We start from the raw sequence: 17,046 nt of genomic DNA, 5'->3' as shown, positions 1-17,046 counted from the left end.
GAGTTTGAACCCGACTTTAGCCCGCTAGCAAGCCGAAAAGTCCGGATAAAACCAACACCAAGTGTCCTATAGGCCCAGGATGCAACCTGACGACATCAAAACAATTTCTTAACGTAGCTGCCGTTGCACTTTGATTCCGGGCGGACGCGGGTACGGAGGGCGATATGTGGTGAATAAATATGGTGGGCGATACTGGGATCGAACCAGTGACCTCTTCCGTGTCAGGGAAGCGCGCTCCCGCTGCGCCAATCGCCCGAGCGGATGACGGGGCTCGAACCCGCGACCTCAACCTTGGCAAGGTTGCGCTCTACCAACTGAGCTACATCCGCACTGTTTCACAGCGAGCCACTAGTTTACCCAACCGTGAGAGCCGGGTCAAAATGGCGCTGCAAGGAAATAGTGGTGGGCGATACTGGGATCGAACCAGTGACCTCTTCCGTGTCAGGGAAGCGCGCTCCCGCTGCGCCAATCGCCCCGCGAGGTGGGTACGGGATTCGAACCCGTGTACACGGCTTTGCAGGCCGTTGCCTCGCCTCTCGGCCAACCCACCGTCCGGATACGTGAGAGGAATATGGGCACGTGTGCCGCTTTGCCTTTCTTCACATCCGAGCGGATGACGGGGCTCGAACCCGCGACCTCAACCTTGGCAAGGTTGCGCTCTACCAACTGAGCTACATCCGCGTGGTCGATCAACAATCACTAACCAAGCCACGCTGGCCAGGTTAACCGTGGCGGGAACCGCCGCGGCGACGTCGATGACATCGAAAAACTATAGCAACATTCCGCGCACCCGGTCAAACCAAGGCAGTGAGGTGCACACCACGTTAGTTAAATTTGAGTTTCCCCGCCCACCCCCTATAAGCTTGCGTGATGCACGGGCCGTTACGGTCGCCCGGGCGATTAGCTCAGTGGTAGAGCGCTTCGTTCACACCGAAGAGGTCACTGGTTCGAACCCAGTATCGCCCACCGTTTCACTAGATTTTCAGTAGATTCCCATTTTCGTATGAGATACTCAGGTATGAGAATTTGGCCTGGACACCCGTATCCGCTGGGCGCTACTTTCGACGGCACCGGCACGAATTTCGCGATCTACTCCTCCGTGGCTGAGAAAATCGAACTCTGCCTGCTTGACGATAACAACAAAGAAACCCGCGTGGAACTGCGGGAAGTTGATGCCAATGTCTGGCATTGTTACCTCACCTCGATTCGCCCCGGGCAGCGTTACGGATACCGCGTCTACGGCCCCTACGATCCGGCTCAGGGCCTGCGTTGCGATCCTTCCAAGTTCCTCCTGGATCCCTACGCCAAAGCCATCGAAGGCAATATCACCAATGCTCAGGAAGTCTTTTCCTATGACTTCAACGATCCTTCGCAACCGTGCACGTTGGATTCGCTCGGCCACGTGCCGGTCTCCGTGGTTATCAGCCCCTACTTCGATTGGGGTTATGACCGCCCGCCCAAGCATGAATATAACGAGACCATTATTTATGAGACGCACGTGAAGGGCTTCACCCAGCGCCACCCGGATGTTCCCGAAGAATTACGCGGTACCTACCAGGGTCTCACCCACCCGCCCGTTCTTGATTACTTCACCTCCCTAGGGGTAACGGCTATTGAGCTCATGCCGGTACACCAGTTCATCAATGACACCTCGCTCCAGGATCGGGGCCTGAGCAATTACTGGGGTTATAACACCATCGGTTTCTTCGCACCCCATGATGGCTACGCCACCCGCTCGCGCGGGGAGCAGGTCGATGAGTTTAAGGCCATGGTCAAGGCCTTCCACGAAGCCGATATTGAGGTCATCCTTGACGTGGTATACAACCACACGGCCGAGGGGAACCACATGGGGCCCACCCTGTCCTTCAAGGGTATTGATAACCGCTCCTACTACCGCCTGGTCCCCGATGACCCGCGGCACTATTTCGATACCACCGGGACCGGGAACTCCTTGAATATGACCTCCCCGCATACCCTCCAACTCATTATGGATTCGCTGCGGTATTGGGTGACGGAAATGCACGTAGATGGTTTCCGTTTCGATTTGGCTTCCACCCTGGCTCGCGAACTCCACGCGGTGGATAAGCTTTCTTCCTTCTTTGACATCATCCAGCAGGATCCCATCATTTCCCAGGTCAAACTCATCGCTGAGCCCTGGGATGTGGGCGAAGGCGGCTACCAGGTGGGTGGCTTCCCACCGCTGTGGACGGAATGGAACGGCAAATACCGTGACACCGTGCGTGATTTCTGGCGCGGGGAACCGGCCGCACTTCCGGAATTCGCCTCGCGGCTAACGGGCAGCGCGGACCTGTATGAATCCTCCGGACGCCGCCCCTTCGCCTCCATTAATTTCGTGACCGCCCACGATGGTTTCACCATGCGCGATCTGGTTTCCTATAACGAGAAACACAATGAAGCCAATGGTGAAAACAACGCGGATGGCGAATCGAATAACCGCTCCTGGAATTGCGGGGAAGAAGGCCCCACGGATAATCCCGAGATCCTCGATCTGCGCGAACGGCAAATCCGCAATTTCATCTCCACCCTGCTGCTTTCTCAAGGTGTTCCCATGATTTCCCACGGTGATGAAATTGGGCGCACCCAGGGCGGTAATAACAACACCTACTGCCAGGACAATGAGATCGCGTGGATGGATTGGGATCTCGATGACCGCCAGATGGATATCCTGCAATTCACGCGAGCTGCTATTGCTTTCCGCAAGAATCACCCGGTGTTCCGGCGCCGGCGCTTCGTGGCCGGTTTCGATCCTGTATGCGAAGGCTGCCTACCGGAAATCGAATGGTTCCGCCCCGATTCCAGCCAGATGGAAGATTCCGATTGGGATTCCGGGTTCGCGCGGGCCCTCATGGTATTCCTCAACGGTGCGGGTATTCGCGAACCCGATGAGCGCGGCAACCCGATTATTGATGATGATGTTCTCCTCATGTTCAATGCCGGCGACGACGAAGTCGAGTTCGCCATCCCCGGCGGCGTCTACGACCGCGAATGGACGGAAGTGGTCAATACCGCGGCGGAGGTCAATCCCCAGGTCGTCTTCGCTTCCGGGGATACCACCAGCGTGATCGGGCGCTCCCTGCGTGTCTTCGTGCATGAGCCGTCCGAGGAAGATATCGATGATGCCCTGGCCGGCGCCCAGAAAACTCCGCAGGCCGTGCGCTAAGCTCGAAAGTATGACCGCAATCACTGACACCTCCAGTATTCCAGCTCTACGTTCCCACGTGCCCAGCGCCGGGCGGCGCCAGCCCGTGTCCACGTACCGGCTGCAACTCGGTCCCCACTTCACCTTCGCGGATGCCACCGCCCTGCTCCCCTACCTGGTGCAGCTCGGGATTACCGATGTGTATTGCTCCCCTATCCTCCAGGCTGCCCCGGGCTCCACGCACGGCTATGACGTGGTGGATCACACCCGGATTTCCGAGCCGATGGGCGGGCGGGCCGGTTTTGAGGCTTTTGCGAATGCCGCGCACGCGGCCGGCCTCGGCGTCGTCGTTGATGTGGTGCCTAACCATATGGCTATGCCCACCCCGCTCTACCTCAACCGGGCCATGTGGTCCCTGCTGCGTGACGGCCCCGAGTCCCCCTACGCTTCCTGGTTCGATATCGACGTGGAGTCCAGCGACGATGGGATCCTCATCCCGGTGCTCGGCGAACGCGTGGGTACGGCGCTCGCCCGGGAGGCGATTAGCCTCGATCACGTCGTCGTACCGGGTTATGAGGGCGACGGCGCAGTTCCCGTCTTGCGCTACTATGACCACGTTTACCCGGTCCGGAAAGGCACCGAATTTCTGCCGCTGGCAGAACTGCTGCAACGCCAGTACTATCGGCTTGCCTATTGGCGGGTCGCCGAGGAAGAACTCAATTATCGGCGGTTCTTCGATGTAGATACCCTCGCCGGGATCCGGGTGGAGGATCCGGAGGTATTTCAGGCTTCCCACGCGCTGCTGCTTGAACTGTTCCACGCCGGCTTCATTGATGCTTTCCGGATCGATCATCCCGATGGGCTGGCCGATCCGCGCCAGTATATGGAGCGCCTGCACGAAGCGACCGGCGGGGCGTGGATTGTGGCGGAAAAGATCCTGGAGGGCAACGAAAAATTGCCTTCGGATTGGAAGTGCGCGGGGTGTACCGGGTATGAGGCTTCGTGGCGCATCGGGGCGCTGCTGACCGACCCGGAGGGCGTGCGTGCCCTCACCGCGAATTTCGTGCATCTGTCCCATACCACCCAGCCGTATCCGATCCTGGAGCGCGAGGCGAAAAGCCAAATTATGCATTCCTCCCTCCAGGCGGAAGTGGAGCGGATGGCGCGGCTCATGGCGGAAGTGTGCCGCGATGATCTGCGCCTGCGGGACCATTCCCAGCGGTCCTTGTACGATGCGGTCTCCGCGCTCGTCATCTGCATGGATCGGTATCGGGCCTACGTAGTTCCCGGGGAGAAAGCGCATGCCAGCGCTGAAACTGCGCTGCTTGAAGCCGCCGAACGCGCCCGGGGCCTGCTCTCCGAAGACCGATGCGAAACCCTGGACGTTGTTGTTGATATTTTGCTCGGGCGGGAAATCGGTTCGGCAACGAAACGTCATGATGCTTCCCGAAACGAGGCGATTATTCGCTTCCAGCAGGTGTGCGGAGCGGTTATGGCCAAGGGCGTGGAGGATACCGCTTTTTATCGGTATACCGCGCTTACCTCGGCAACCGAGGTGGGATCCGATCCGCTGCGCGCATCGCTCACCCCCGATGAGCTGCATACCTGGACCCGGCAGATGATGGCCGATTGGCCCGTGATGATGACCACGCTCACCACTCATGACACGAAACGCGGGGAAGATACCCGCGCCGCTATTGCTACCTTGGCCGATTACCCCACCGAATGGTTGGAGCTCCTGGAACGGCTGCGCGAACGGCACGCTGCTTCCCGCCCGGCGGAACTCGATGGCCAGATCGAGAATCTCATGTGGCAAACAATTATGGGAACCTGGACGGATAACGGGCCCATCGAAGCTGATCGCCTCATTGACTACCTGCGCAAGGCCGCCCGCGAACAAAAATCATGGACCACGTGGACCGAACCGGATGAAGCACTGGAGACCGGGCTTTTTGCCTATGCACGCTCGGTTATTTCCACACCGGAATCGGTGGCTGAGCTCACGGAGTGGTGGGAACATACCCGCCCGGCGCGCCGCGCGCGTATCCTCGCCGCGAAGGTTCTGGCCCTCACGCTGATCGGGGTGCCCGATACCTATCAAGGGGAGGAAATCACCCGGAATCTGCTGGTGGATCCGGATAACCGCCGCCCGGTAAATTATCCGCGGCTCGCCAGCATGCTCGAGCAGCTCGATAGCGCCGGGGCGCTCCCCGCGCAGGCGAGCGTCGATGAAGAAAAAATGTGGGTGACCTCGCGCCTCTTGCGCCTGCGCCGCGACCGCCCGGATACTTTTGTTTCGCTGCGTTCGGGCTACGAGCCGCTGGCTGCCACCACCGGAAATATTTTTGCTTTTACCCGCACCCTGGATGGGGAGCCGGATGTGATCGTGGTGGTCGCGCGCCTCGCGCACCGCCAGGAGGTGGCCGGGGGCTGGGGCGATGCGCATATCGTGCTCCCGGCCGGGCGTTGGCGCAGTGTGCTGGAGGAAGGAGAGCTCGAAGGGCCGCAGCTCTTTGTTCGTGATGCCTGCGCGAATCTGCCGGTGGCGGTGTACGTCCGCGCTGATACCTACGGGTCCGACGCAGGAGGGAGCACCGATTAATGGAACCGCTGAGCGTATGGACGCCGGGCCGTACGAGCGTTGAGGCCCTGGTAGACGGGGAGCGCCTCCCCTTCCGGCCGGTCACCGCCGCGGATATTGCGGCAGCGCGCGCGGGACGCGACGGCGCGGCCCTGGCCAGCGGGCCGGGATGGTGGATCCTCGATACTCCCCTGCCGGCCGGCACCCGCTACCGCATCAGTCTGGATGGCGGGATGGGCCTGCCCGATCCGCGCACCCGGCGCCAGCCCGAAGGTGTCATGGGACCCTCCGAAATTGGTGATCTCGATGCCTTCGAGTTGTCGCCCTTCCCCGGGGTGGATCCGCTCGGCAAGGTTTTTTACGAAATGCATATTGGCACCTTCACCCCGGAGGGCACCTTCAATGCGGCGGCGCAAAAATTCGGATATTTGCGCGAACTCGGGGTGGATATCGTGGAGGTTATGCCGATTTGCCCGGTGCCCGGCACCCGTAATTGGGGCTATGACGGCGTGGATATCTATGCGGTCACCGAAAATTACGGTGGTCCGGCAGGTTTCGCGCGGTTCGTGGAGGCCGCGCATAGCGCTGGCCTAGCGGTGTGCCTCGACGTGGTCTACAACCATTTCGGGCCGGACGGGAATTTCTTAGCCGAGTTCGGCCCCTACACCACAGATCGCTATTCTTCGGTGTGGGGCCCGGGTGTGAACGTGGACGGCCCGGATTCCGGCCCGGTGCGGCGTTATTTTATTGACAATATGCTCCAGTGGGCCCGCGATTACCACGTTGATATTTTTCGGCTTGACGCCGTCCACGCGATCCGGGACCGCTCCCGTACACATATTCTCGCGGAATTATCCGACGCCGCCGCGGCTTTCGCCGCGGAAACCGGCCGGCATATCGCCCTCGTGGCAGAATCCGATCTCAATGATGTGACGATGCTGCGCCCTACCGAGGAGGGCGGCTACGGTATGGATATGCAGTGGGCTGATGATATTCACCATGCCCTGCATGCCTACGTGACCGGGGAAGATTTCGCCTATTACGGGGATTTTGCGCTTCCCGGCGCCCTGGAAAAAGCCATGCGCCGCGTCTTCGTGCATGATGGTAATTTCTCTAGTTTCCGGAAGCGGAACTGGGGTGCCCCGGTGCCCGACGCGCTTGATTCGCGCCGTTTCCTCGCCTACACCGAAAACCACGACCAGGTGGGTAACCGCGCGCTCGGTGACCGCCGCTCCGCTACGTTGAGCGCGGAGCACACCCTTGTTGCTGATGCGCTCACGCTACTCTCCCCCTTCACGTCCCTCCTTTTTATGGGTCAGGAGTGGAGTGCTTCCGTGCCCTTCCAATTCTTCACCGATCACACTCCGGAGCTGGGAGAACGCGTAGATGCGGGGCGGATTGCGGAATTTCGCGACTGGGATTGGGGTGAGCACGCCGGCCAGATTCCCCCACCCCAGGCGCTTTCTACGTTCACGCGCTCGCATCTGGACTGGGCGGAGCTCGAGGAGCCCTCCCATGCTCGCTATCTCGAGGCGACCCGGGAACTGCTGCGGCTACGGCGCGAGCACCCCGATTTTTCTTCCCCCGACCGGGAAGATTCGGAGATCGTGCGCCTGGGTGAGGCGGGATATTACCGGCGCGGGAACAGTTTCGTGGTTTTCCATATAGGCGCGGCCGACCCGCTCCTCGCCGAAACAACTGCCAATAAACAAGCGGAAACACAAGCGGAACCACAAGCGGAAGAAACGGCCACCGCGGCTGCGCATCCAACCCGGGTGCAGCTGCCGCCCGAAGCGAGCCGCCTGCATACGCTCCTCACCTGGGGTAGCGTGAGCGTGGCCGAATCCTATGTTGATTTTTCCGGGCCCGGTTTCGCGGTGCTCAGCCCCTACCGCGCCGGCCCAGGCGGCCCCGGGCAGTCCGAACCGCACCCACCGCGGAGCGTTTAGCGCGCAGCGCCAGCTTGAGACCGCGGTAGTAGCGCGGACGCAGCGGCACGTCCCAGGCACCGGCCACCTCGGTGAACTCGGCAGCGAATTTTTGTTTGTAGCCGGTCACGCCTTCTAATTGCGGGGCGCGCTCCGAATGCACCCCCATCAGGTCATAAGCTTTCCGCCCGGTTTCCCGCAGCCACGTTATGGTGTGCAGATCCATGAACATGGAGGCGTGGCGCTGGCGGGCTTCCGCGCTGGTTGCCGCGTAATAGGCTTCCCCGAGGTCATCGGTAGCGAGCACAATTTGCCAGGCCAGCGCCCGCCCCTCCGCACGCGCCACGAAAAGACGGGCGTGGTCCGGGCCCAGGGATTCCAGCATGGTCACGTATTGGCTCATGGGTGCCGCCCCGAAATCATCCCGGCTGGCCGTTTCGGTGAGAATGGCGTATAGCTCCGGGAAAACCTCCCGAGCCCGCTCCGTTTCATCGCAAAATTCCAGGCCTTCCGCCTCGGCTTTGCGTGCTTGGCGGCGCCCCGACTTGGAGAAACTCGCCCGGATCTCCGCATCCGGGCGTGCGACGTCGACCATAACGGTGCGATCATAAGTGACCGTTTGCAGTAATTCGTTCAGATCCGGGGCCGGGTGCCAGGCGTGAATCCGCATGAAGGCGAGGCTGCGATCCGAGCCCCGCACCAGCCGCGCCAACGCGGTCCGGAACTCCAGTTCTTCCGCCGCCGCGGGCCGTTCCCCGAGCCACACCGGGCCTTTTTTCGCCCACAGGTAGGTGAAACCGCGCCCTTCCATCCGGGTCAGAGAAATAAGGGCACGCGGCGCACCTGCGCTATCGCGCCACAGGAAACGCCCGAATGGTGCGTGGCCGGGCAGGGCATCCTCGTAGCGGTCCCAGGCGGGCAGTTGCTCAAGGGGCAGGCCGTGGCCGGCAGCCAGGTCCAGGTAGGTGGTGTCATCGATCCGCGACAGCGAGAGTGTAGACATGCCGCCATCCTACCTGCGCGGCGCGCCTGGCTAAAACCCGCGCGCGGGCGCATTACGGTAATGAGCGTGTCTCAGATTCATGCACCCGAGGACTTCCTCACCGCGCTCGATAGCCTGCGCGGGCACGAGTTTCGTCCCGAGCTGCACATCGTGCAGATACCGCCCCCGAAACGCATTGCTCCGTGGGCTGTTGCGCTGCAAGCTGAGATTAATGATTCGACGGCGATGGAGCCGGAAAACTATCGCGGCGGGGCACGTTTCGTGGTGCTGCACGACCCGGCCGGTCAGGAGGCCTGGCACGGAACCTTCCGGATTGTGTGCCATATGGGTGCGCCGATGGATGCGGCCATGGCCGGTGATCCGTTGCTCGGCGAAGTTGCCTGGGCGTGGCTGGCCGATACTCTGGATGCGAACGGCGCTGATTACCACCACCTGGTCGGCACCGTCACCCGCATGTATAACGAAACTTTCGGCGGACTGGAGCTTTCCTCCTCCCTCACCGAACTGGAATTGCGGGCCTCCTGGACCCCGAGCAGCCCCGATCTTTATCACCACGTGCGGGCGTGGGCGGATTTTATCGCGCTCGCTTGCGGCTTAGCTCCGGAAGGAACGACGGCGCTGCCAGCCCGCTAGGAGCACTCCCGCTAGGAGGTAGCGCCCCTGCGCGTGGCAGCCCCGCGCCCGCGCATGCCCGCTAGTATTAACCGCGGCCCCTAGTCTGAGCAGTTGTGAGGTTATGACGTCTTCTTCTATTCGCTGGAGCGAGGATCCCACCCTAATTCATGTGGATACCCCGCGCGAAGGTATCCCGCCGCTCACCACCGGCTCTGCCTATCGCCCCGCGCTAACGAGGCTGCGGCGCGGGAGTGGCCCCGTGGCGGTGGATGTGGAACGCGCCATGGGAATCCGCTATTCGGCCCGGGCCTACCTGATACAACTGCGCCGCGAAGGTTCGGGAACGCTGCTGTGTGATCCAATCGGAAACGAGGAATATTACCCGGAACTGGCTGGGATTCTTGACGATACCGTGTGGATTTTGCACGCCGCCGATCAGGATTTGCCCTCCCTGGGTGATCTCGGTTTGCGCCCGGGGCCCGGCAAGCTTTTCGATACCGAGGTGGCCGCGCTGCTTTTAGGCGATGAGAATATTTCCTTGCAAGCTCAGCTGGCGGAAAATTTGGGGCTGCTCCTGGCGAAAGAACATTCGCAGGCGGATTGGTCCGAACGCCCGCTCGCCGATGACCTGCGTTCCTATGCTGCCCTCGATGTGGAATTGCTCGCGCCCCTGCGCGAAGTGCAGCTTGAGCGCCTGGAGCGGGCCGGGCGCCTGGAGTGGGCGGCCCAAGAATTTGAAGAGATCCGTACCCGGCCACCCAAAGCCGCCCCCGCGGAACCGTGGCGGCGCGCCACCCACCGCCAAGATTTCTCTTCCCGGCGTGATCTTGCCCTGGTGCGGGCCCTGTGGCAGGAGCGGGATCGTATCGCGCAAACCACCGATACCGCCCCCGACCTGGTGCTTTCCCGCGCCGATATCGCGGCCCTCGCGCGGCGCCGCCCGCGTTCCCTGGCCGATGTGCGTACCTCCCGGCCGCTGCGCAGCGGAGGCAAACAGTATTTGGCGCCGGCTCTGTGGCAGGCAGTGGCGAAGGCCTGGGCGCTGCCGAGTTCCGAGCTTCCCGAACTCGCACAGGCCCGGCCCGCCCGGCGTGCCGAACGCGGCATTCCGCACCTGCTTGATCACGTGCGCGGTGCCGTTCAGGAACGCGCGGCGGAGCTGGGAATCCGCCACGATGTGCTTCTCAAACCGGCCGTGCAGCGCGAACTGGCGCGCCTCTTGCGTCACCGGGTGGCGCGCACCGCTCCCGCCATTGGCGATGCGCTAGCTGAGCTGGGAGCCCGCCCTTGGCAGGTGGAGAATACCGCCAGCTGGATTGCCGCCGCGGTGCGCTCCTAGCCTCGGGTAGCGAGCTCGGCGCGGCCTGGCGCCGTCCTGCGCGGCCTGGCGCGGCCTGGCGCGGCCCAGCTTAGTGCGCCGTAGTTTAGCGCAGCGCTGTGACCACTTCGAAATGGTGGGTATTGGGGAAAAGATCGACGGCGCGCATGGATTCCACGCTCCGCCCGGACTCCACCATGGCGGCCACATCGCGGGCCAGCGCGGCCGGGTCGCAGGACACCAGGACGATCCGGCGGGCGCGGCTGGCTGCGGCGGCCCGGGCCGCCGCGATTCCCAATCCGCTCCGGGGAGGATCGGCGAGGAGAATATCGGCGTCGCTAATATCCCGTACGGAAATAGCGGCGGTGCGGGCACGTGCCCACGGGTAGCCCCGCAGGTTCGCGCGGGCGTCTTCCACCGCGGTACGTGCACCTTCCAGGCTTTCCACCCGGCCGGTTGGCCCGGTGGCGCGGGCCAGCGGTACGGTGAGCAGCCCCGCTCCCGCGTACAGCTCAAGAATATGGTCACCGGGCTCAACCTCGGCCGCGCGGGTCACCAGGTCGATGAGGGTGGCTGGTGCTTCGCGGTGGACCTGCCAAAAACCGGAGGCCCGTACCCGGTAGCGGTAGCTGTTCTCCCCCACCACTACTTCTTCGCGCGCGAAGGGGGAGCATTCCGCGCCGGTCGCGTCGAAGGTGCGCCCGCCGATGCTCACCGCTACCGGGCTGGCTGAGGGGGCGAGGATGCGTACCCGTTGGCCCTCGCGCAGCGGGCCGATAGTGCGAGCCAGCCGGGTGAGGTAGCTGCCGTCCCATAGGCCCAGTTCCTCGATGTCCTGCACCGCGAGGGGCATGGAGGTAATGGGGAGAACTTCGCGGCTGCCTTCGCGGAACATTCCGAAGCGCCCCGCGTTCACGGTTACGTCGATGCGGGTGCGGCTGGCCCAGCCCCCACTGGCGCGGTCGGATTCCAGGGCCGCGACTTCGGGAACAATGCCCTGCTCCGCCAGGTGATCGCTGAGCGCTTGCCCGCCGATGCGGCGCAGCGTGGCGGCGAGCACCTGGGTTTTCCACTCGTGCTGGTAGTCGAAGATCACGTGGCCCAGGTCCGCGCCACCCACGCCCCCGGGCCCGGCTTCCGGCCAGGGATGGGCTTGGCGGTAGGGAGAAGGCTCGCCGAGTACCTCGATGACATCCCCGCGGGCGAAACGAGCACGTTCTTCAGTGAGCGCTACCCGCACGCGTTCCCCGGGCAGCCCGAAGCGAGCCAGGATTGCTTTGCCTTCGGCGCGCCCGATGGCAATACCACCGTGGCCGATATCCTCCAGGGTGATATCGACGGTCGAATGATGAGATTGAGCAGCAGGGGTGGTCACAGGTCTTCTCCCGAATGGATTTGGTAGGGAACTTGCACCAGCATGAGGCGCGAGTCATAGGACAGGTCAGCGAAAAGCGCGGGCACGGAACGGCGCAGGTACACCCGGTGCCACAGGGTGGTGGAGACCACCTTCGGGGCGATAACCAGCACAATATCCTGCGGGTGGGTATCGAGGAGGAAACGAATGTAATCCACGAGCGGCCCGCGCGCCCCGCTGGTGGGATTGCCCAGCACCGTCAATCCCACCGGTAATTGGGATTGGCTCCAGGCGGCGCGCAGCGCGGCGGTACGGCTTTTGCTCAGGTCCACGGTGAGCGCGGTGAGGGTGGAGGGGCGCAGCGCCCGCGCGTAGGTAACCGCCCGCAGGGTCGGCAAATTGAGTTCTTGAACCAGCACAACGGCGTGGGTGCGGACCGGCAGGCGCCGCCCGGCTCCCAAATCCAGCGGTTTGAGGTGGGCGCTCATTTTTCCACGCCCGCGCTGAGCGATGAGCATCCCCGCCGTGGGCACCGCCACCGCCGCCAGCGAAGTCAGGGTCCAGGCCGGCTGCATCGCCACCGTGACGAGCAAAACCAGGAATCCCGCCAGCGCGAAGAAAGCAAAACCCCAGCGGGAGGCATGCGCGGCCCGGCGTTCTTCCCGCCGCTCCGAAGTTTTGAGAATCTGCCCGCCGCGCAGGGAGAGGGCCGCGCAATGAAGCGTGAAGATAAGGAAACATACAAAGACAAGGGCGACGACGCCGGCGTGCGTCGTCGATAAAAATACCCCGAGGGCGCCGGCAAGGACCGCCACCAGCAAAACGACGCCGCTGCGGGCCCGGGAAGCTTCCGGGGCGGCCAGGCGAGCGGGAAGGGCGCCGTCGAAGGCAAGTTCCCGCAATAGGCGCGGGAGGCGTTCGTACACCACGAAAACGCAGATCAAACCCAAGAAACCGAAAGCAATCGCGGTGATAATACGCCCGGTACTCCCCCAGAACGCGGTGCCCATGACGATGCTCGGCAGGCCCACCGGAACGGTGAGAATATCCAGGCGCATTTCCAGGTAGAAGGTGCCCGAAAGCACCACCGCGGCGATGCCGGCAATGGTGCTCAGGGCGCGCGGCCCTAGGAAACGTTCGCGCCCGGTACCGATGCGCCCGCCCACCAGCAGCACCACCGCGGCCAGGAAGCACATAATGACGAAGGTATTTCCGAGCGGGTGGATAGCTTGGGAACCTGGGAGTTCTTCGGCGCGGTTCGTGATGAGATCCGCGAGGGAAACGGTGCCGCGGGCCTCGCGCACCAGCCCGGTCACCAGGGTTGCGATAATCACCCCGCTCGCCGCGAGCACGGCAAGCAGCGCTCCCGCCAGGGGCAGGCGCCAGTGCACCAGCGCGGGCAGGGCGCACACCACCACCAGCGGGATTTGGATGAGCCGCCCATCGACCGCCAGCGGGGTGAGGGCATTGACTGCCATGCCCACCAGTCCGGCGGCCAGTACCAGGAGCAGCGCGAAAGCGGCGAAGCGCGCGGCGGCGGCAACGGTGCCGAAAGCCGGGGAGATATAGCGGGAAACAACCTGGTGGGCGGCTTTTCCGGGCACCACGCTGGAGGCGGCGATGGTGGCCGCCACCACGAGCGCGAGCACCGCGGCCCCCGCCAGCGCCATCGCCCCCACCAGGGTGGGGTTCGCGAAAGGTGCCCCGCGTTGAATACTGCGCGGGAGGAGCACCACCGCCAGGCACACGCAGGTGGCCGCGCCCACGTACTGGGACATCCCCAGGAAGGATAATTTTCTCATCACTAGGATACGGTACCCGCTTTGCGGTAGCGTAATGTAGTGCACTTCGTAATTATGGGATGCGGGCGCGTGGGTGCCGCGCTGGCGCTTTCGCTTTCCGCCATCGGCCATTCGGTGGCCATTATCGACCAGGATGCCGAAGCTTTCCGCAAGCTCCCCGAAGATTTCCCGGGGCAGCAGATCACCGGCGTGGGTTTCGACCGTGATGTGTTAGCGCGTGCGAATATCGACGACGCCGCCGGCTTCGCCGCCGTTTCCTCAGGCGATAATTCGAATATCATCGCCGCCCGGGTGGCGCGCGAAACCTTCGGGCTCACCAATGTGGTGGCGCGGGTCTATGATCCGACCCGCGCAATTATCTACGAACGGCTCGGGATCGCCACGGTGGCCCCGGTGCGCTGGACGGCGGACCGGGTGCTGCGCGAGCTCATCCCGCTGGGCCCCCACCACGAATTCCGCGATCCCCTCGCCCGAATTTCCCTTATTGAAGTGGCGGTGGATCGGCGCTGGTTCGGGCGCACCGTGGCGGATGTGGAAGAGGAAACCGGGGCGCGGGTCGCCTATATTATCCGCAGTCTGGCCGGGCTCCTCCCCCATAGCGACACCGTGATCCAGGACGGGGACACCCTCAAAGTGCTCGTCGCTTCTGAGAATGCCTCCGGCGTGCAACATGTGCTGCTCAAATCGGAAGGTGCGCAGTGAATATTCTCATTATTGGGGCCGGCGCGGTTGGGGTGTCGGTGGCCCGCGAACTCCTCAAATCCGAGCATTCCATTTCGATTGTGGATAAGAAGCCGTCCGCCATGCGCATTTCGAGCGCTTCGGATGCGGATTGGCACCTGGCCGATGCCTGCGAGGTTCCCGCGCTGCGCGAGGCAGGCGCCGCGGAGGCAGATATTATCGTCTGCGCCACCGGGGATGACAAAGTGAATCTGGTGGTGTCCTTGCTGGCGAAAACCGAATTCGGGATCGCCCGCACCATCGCGCGCGTGAATAACCCGCGTAATGAATGGCTTTTCACCGATGCCTGGGGGGTGGACGTAACCGTATCCACCCCGCGGATTATGGCTTCCCTGGTGGAGGATGCGGTCTCAGATGGCTCCCTCACCCAGGTCATGCGTTTCCACCGCAGCGGGGCGAGCCTGTGGCAGGTTTCGGTATCCGCCGAGGCCCCGGTGGTGGGCAGCGCCATTAGTGATATTGAGCTTCCCGCCGGCGTCGCCATTAACGCTATTATTCGCGACGGCGTACCCCTCACGGCCGATGCCGATCTCATCGTGGACGTGGATGACCAGGTGCTCCTCATTGACGGCGGGGACGATGTGGATATGTCCGCCCTCAAGAACTATTTCCGGCCCCGCCCGGTGGCTCCCGCTCAGGATGCGGAAGGGGAATCCGCCGCGGATTCGGAAGGCTCCAGGTAGATACTGGCGGGCGGCAGGCCGCGCACCAGCAGCCAGGTGGCCCACAGGATCAGGCAGAACAGCACGGGCCCGGCAATAATTTTGATGACTCCCAGCGCCGCGGTATTACCGCTGATAAAGAAGGGTAGTTGTACGACGACGCGGCCAGCGAACATGGCGAGCCACAGCCATGTAATGCGGGTGTAGCGCCGGTAGGTGAGCCGGGCGGCCGGGTGGGTGGCACTACGCCAGCTGGCAATATCCCCGCGCAGCATCCCGATGATATAGCCCATAATGGGCCGCCGGATGAGGAGGGAAATCGTTACTCCTACCGCGTAGGCGGCGTTGGTGAGGAAGCCGGGTAGGAAATAGGTTTCTGCCCGCCCGGATCGCCAGGCAAAGAAGGCGGAGATTCCCACCACGAAGAGCCCGCCGAGGGCCGGCATCACGTCGATGCGTTGGATGAGCCGTACCAGGATGGCCAGGATCGCCATGCCCAGGGGCACGAGCACCGCCAGGGGAATATTGCGGGTGGCTAAATAAATAATGACAAAAACGAGTGCGGGAACATTGGCTTCGATAACGCCGCGCACCCCGCCGATAGCTTTCCAGGCGTCAAATTCTTCCCCGAGCACCGCGCGTAGGCCGCCGCCGGGTGTGGTGGTATCCATGGGTCCTCCCGGCTTGTGACGTGGGCGGTACGGGTGCGGGGCGCTCGCTAAAGCACCGTATATTCCGGGTTATATGCTACCAGCACGCCCCGGCGCCGCAATGGCACCACCCGGGCGCGGATGCGGTCCCCGACCCGCACGCAATCAATGGTGCGCCGCCCTTGGAAAATAAGGGTGAGGAGCCCCGCGGTGGTTTCCACGGCGATACGCACCTCCGGGGTATGTGCCCCGTTTCCTCCCGGGGCACCCGGGTATGTGATGGCGATAATATCCCCCGTCACCCACACCGGCGTAGCCATAGGTACCTAACTATCTAGCTAACTAGCGAATCTCTTGGATTTCCGGGCCGCGCTTGGGCAGCTCAATGCCGGTATCGGGTGTTTCGGGTTCCGGTTCGCCCTGCTGGGGAAGGGCGAGGGGAAGTAATTCGCGCGGCGGGATGGCCTGGGTGCCGCGCACCACCACCAGATCGTCAAGGACGCGGTGGAGTACTTCGGTGCCGCGGGCGGGGTCTACCGCCCCGCGGCCGGTCACGGCTACCCGCAGCAGCCAGCGCGGGCCGTCAATACCGATAAAGCGCACCGGTACCCGGCCGTTTTCCGCGGGCATCTGGGCTTGAATTTCCGGGCCGTACTCCCCTTCGGCTTCCTGGAAGCGTCCGCCCTGGTTGGCGATGGAGGAGATAACTTCTACGCGGATGTCCTCCCACAGGCCGGTGGATTTCGGGGCGGCGAAAACCTGTAATTGCACCGCGGAATCGCCCATCATGTAGACCACGCCGAGCACGACCTGGCGTTCGCGATCCACCGAGAATTGCATGGTGGCATCGGGCAGGATCGGCAGGCGCAGGGCCCCACCGTCAATGAGCGCGGGATTCTCCGGAGCCTCCGATTCATCATAGGGGCCGCGTTCTTTCGGGCCGGCCGCGGCATCTGCGCTACCGGCATCAGCATTGCCGGCAGCGCCATCCGCCACGCCGGAGTTATCCGCGGCGAGGTCCTGGCCGGTTTCGTCACGTTCGTCCGGCTGCGATGCCGGGGCCTCGTTTTTCTTCCGCCGTGAGAACCATGCCATGCTTATACTCCTCGTCCCGATTCCGTCATTCCCTCTAGTCTACTGAGGGAGCTCACCCTCGTGGAATGCACCCACCGTATGGATGCACTGTAGTGAGATACCGCGGCCCGTGGGCCGCGGCGTCGTCGTACTTCTTC

Annotated in this window: 13 protein-coding genes and 6 tRNA genes; 8 read left to right on the top strand and 11 right to left on the bottom strand. The window is 63.1% G+C overall.

Going from position 1 to position 17,046, the window contains the following annotated elements; genetic code table 11:
• Positions 1-180: 180 nt before the first annotated feature.
• The 5 genes from ACRQFC_RS07680 to ACRQFC_RS07660 form a co-directional block, all read right to left on the bottom strand.
• Positions 181-255, bottom strand: a tRNA-Val gene (locus ACRQFC_RS07680).
• Position 256: 1 nt separating this feature from the next.
• Positions 257-329: transfer RNA gene (locus tag ACRQFC_RS07675), tRNA-Gly, on the bottom strand.
• A 71-nt stretch (positions 330-400) separates the two neighbouring features.
• Positions 401-475 (bottom strand) — tRNA-Val (locus ACRQFC_RS07670).
• 4 nt (positions 476-479) lie between these two features.
• Positions 480-550: transfer RNA gene (locus tag ACRQFC_RS07665), tRNA-Cys, on the bottom strand.
• A gap of 58 nt (positions 551-608) precedes the next feature.
• Positions 609-681: transfer RNA gene (locus tag ACRQFC_RS07660), tRNA-Gly, on the bottom strand.
• Positions 682-894: 213 nt separating this feature from the next.
• Here ACRQFC_RS07660 and ACRQFC_RS07655 point away from each other — a divergent pair.
• The 4 genes from ACRQFC_RS07655 to treZ all read left to right on the top strand — a co-directional run bounded on the left by ACRQFC_RS07655 (position 895) and on the right by treZ (position 7,690).
• Positions 895-966: transfer RNA gene (locus ACRQFC_RS07655), tRNA-Val, on the top strand.
• A gap of 52 nt (positions 967-1,018) precedes the next feature.
• Positions 1,019-3,181: a glycogen debranching protein GlgX gene (glgX, locus tag ACRQFC_RS07650; protein ID WP_284901203.1), complete on the top strand. Its 2,163-nt coding sequence runs from the start codon at positions 1,019-1,021 to the stop codon at positions 3,179-3,181.
• Positions 3,182-3,191: 10 nt separating this feature from the next.
• Positions 3,192-5,762, top strand: a complete 2,571-nt coding sequence (treY, locus tag ACRQFC_RS07645) for a malto-oligosyltrehalose synthase (RefSeq protein WP_284901204.1) — start codon at positions 3,192-3,194, stop codon at positions 5,760-5,762.
• Positions 5,762-7,690 (top strand): malto-oligosyltrehalose trehalohydrolase, encoded by a 1,929-nt coding sequence (treZ, locus tag ACRQFC_RS07640; RefSeq protein ID WP_284896625.1) that lies wholly within the window; start codon positions 5,762-5,764, stop codon positions 7,688-7,690. Before treY ends, treZ begins: the two co-directional genes overlap by 1 nt.
• On the opposite strand, the gene ACRQFC_RS07635 is transcribed toward treZ, so the two are convergent.
• Positions 7,623-8,672 (bottom strand): lipid II:glycine glycyltransferase FemX, encoded by a 1,050-nt coding sequence (locus ACRQFC_RS07635; RefSeq protein ID WP_284896623.1) that lies wholly within the window; start codon positions 8,670-8,672, stop codon positions 7,623-7,625. The two genes, treZ and ACRQFC_RS07635, sit on opposite strands and share 68 nt — an antisense overlap.
• A 60-nt stretch (positions 8,673-8,732) precedes the next feature.
• Between ACRQFC_RS07635 and ACRQFC_RS07630 the strand changes: the two genes are divergently transcribed.
• Entirely contained in the window at positions 8,733-9,305 is a 573-nt protein-coding gene (locus ACRQFC_RS07630) for a DUF3000 domain-containing protein (RefSeq protein WP_284896622.1), read from the top strand.
• A 103-nt stretch (positions 9,306-9,408) separates the two neighbouring features.
• Positions 9,409-10,626, top strand: a complete 1,218-nt coding sequence (locus ACRQFC_RS07625; RefSeq protein ID WP_284896620.1) for an HRDC domain-containing protein — start codon at positions 9,409-9,411, stop codon at positions 10,624-10,626.
• Positions 10,627-10,711: 85 nt separating this feature from the next.
• Here ACRQFC_RS07625 and ACRQFC_RS07620 read toward each other — a convergent pair whose 3' ends face one another.
• Both ACRQFC_RS07620 and ACRQFC_RS07615 read right to left on the bottom strand, forming a co-directional pair.
• Positions 10,712-11,980 carry a class I SAM-dependent RNA methyltransferase gene (locus ACRQFC_RS07620; protein WP_284896619.1) on the bottom strand — a complete coding sequence of 423 codons (1,269 nt, stop codon included), beginning with the start codon at positions 11,978-11,980 and terminating at the stop codon, positions 10,712-10,714.
• Positions 11,977-13,761 carry an APC family permease gene (locus ACRQFC_RS07615; RefSeq protein WP_493926082.1) on the bottom strand — a complete coding sequence of 595 codons (1,785 nt, stop codon included), beginning with the start codon at positions 13,759-13,761 and terminating at the stop codon, positions 11,977-11,979. Before ACRQFC_RS07615 ends, ACRQFC_RS07620 begins: the two co-directional genes overlap by 4 nt.
• 54 nt (positions 13,762-13,815) lie before the next feature.
• Here ACRQFC_RS07615 and ACRQFC_RS07610 point away from each other — a divergent pair, with 54 nt between their 5' ends.
• Together ACRQFC_RS07610 and ACRQFC_RS07605 are read left to right on the top strand one after the other, a co-directional pair.
• Positions 13,816-14,463, top strand: a complete 648-nt coding sequence (locus ACRQFC_RS07610) for a potassium channel family protein (RefSeq protein ID WP_035276902.1) — start codon at positions 13,816-13,818, stop codon at positions 14,461-14,463.
• Positions 14,460-15,185: a potassium channel family protein gene (locus tag ACRQFC_RS07605; protein ID WP_284896617.1), complete on the top strand. Its 726-nt coding sequence runs from the start codon at positions 14,460-14,462 to the stop codon at positions 15,183-15,185. Before ACRQFC_RS07610 ends, ACRQFC_RS07605 begins: the two co-directional genes overlap by 4 nt.
• Here the strand turns inward: ACRQFC_RS07605 and ACRQFC_RS07600 are convergent.
• Genes ACRQFC_RS07600 through ACRQFC_RS07590 form a run of 3 tightly spaced genes read right to left on the bottom strand, consistent with a single transcriptional unit; the run spans position 15,137 to position 16,909 of the window.
• Positions 15,137-15,835, bottom strand: a complete 699-nt coding sequence (locus ACRQFC_RS07600) for a DUF3159 domain-containing protein (protein ID WP_284896615.1) — start codon at positions 15,833-15,835, stop codon at positions 15,137-15,139. The two genes, ACRQFC_RS07605 and ACRQFC_RS07600, sit on opposite strands and share 49 nt — an antisense overlap.
• A gap of 47 nt (positions 15,836-15,882) precedes the next feature.
• Complete coding sequence (locus tag ACRQFC_RS07595; protein ID WP_026428833.1) at positions 15,883-16,134, bottom strand: hypothetical protein; 252 nt, start codon at positions 16,132-16,134, stop codon at positions 15,883-15,885.
• Between the two features lie 22 nt (positions 16,135-16,156).
• Positions 16,157-16,909 carry a DUF3710 domain-containing protein gene (locus tag ACRQFC_RS07590; RefSeq protein WP_284896613.1) on the bottom strand — a complete coding sequence of 251 codons (753 nt, stop codon included), beginning with the start codon at positions 16,907-16,909 and terminating at the stop codon, positions 16,157-16,159.
• Positions 16,910-17,046: the final 137 nt, after the last annotated feature.

This window comes from Actinotignum inguinis, assembly GCF_051265835.1.
In the GTDB taxonomy this organism is placed as follows: Bacteria; Actinomycetota; Actinomycetes; order Actinomycetales; family Actinomycetaceae; genus Actinotignum; species Actinotignum timonense.
Note: the sequence above shows the minus strand (reverse complement) of the source record. Positions and strands in the feature narration are given on the sequence as shown.

What these genes read in the sequence shown, in the direction of transcription:
- treY (WP_284901204.1), top strand. Translation starts at nt 3,192, where the DNA reads ATGACCGCAATCACTGACACCTCCAGTATTCCAGCTCTACGTTCCCAC.
- ACRQFC_RS07635 (WP_284896623.1), bottom strand. Translation starts at nt 8,672, where the DNA reads ATGTCTACACTCTCGCTGTCGCGGATCGATGACACCACCTACCTGGAC.
- ACRQFC_RS07610 (WP_035276902.1), top strand. Translation starts at nt 13,816, where the DNA reads ATGGGATGCGGGCGCGTGGGTGCCGCGCTGGCGCTTTCGCTTTCCGCC.
- ACRQFC_RS07600 (WP_284896615.1), bottom strand. Translation starts at nt 15,835, where the DNA reads ATGGATACCACCACACCCGGCGGCGGCCTACGCGCGGTGCTCGGGGAA.
- ACRQFC_RS07630 (WP_284896622.1), top strand. Translation starts at nt 8,733, where the DNA reads ATGAGCGTGTCTCAGATTCATGCACCCGAGGACTTCCTCACCGCGCTC.
- ACRQFC_RS07625 (WP_284896620.1), top strand. Translation starts at nt 9,409, where the DNA reads ATGACGTCTTCTTCTATTCGCTGGAGCGAGGATCCCACCCTAATTCAT.
- ACRQFC_RS07590 (WP_284896613.1), bottom strand. Translation starts at nt 16,909, where the DNA reads ATGGCATGGTTCTCACGGCGGAAGAAAAACGAGGCCCCGGCATCGCAG.
- ACRQFC_RS07595 (WP_026428833.1), bottom strand. Translation starts at nt 16,134, where the DNA reads ATGGCTACGCCGGTGTGGGTGACGGGGGATATTATCGCCATCACATAC.
- glgX (WP_284901203.1), top strand. Translation starts at nt 1,019, where the DNA reads ATGAGAATTTGGCCTGGACACCCGTATCCGCTGGGCGCTACTTTCGAC.
- ACRQFC_RS07615 (WP_493926082.1), bottom strand. Translation starts at nt 13,761, where the DNA reads ATGAGAAAATTATCCTTCCTGGGGATGTCCCAGTACGTGGGCGCGGCC.
- treZ (WP_284896625.1), top strand. Translation starts at nt 5,762, where the DNA reads ATGGAACCGCTGAGCGTATGGACGCCGGGCCGTACGAGCGTTGAGGCC.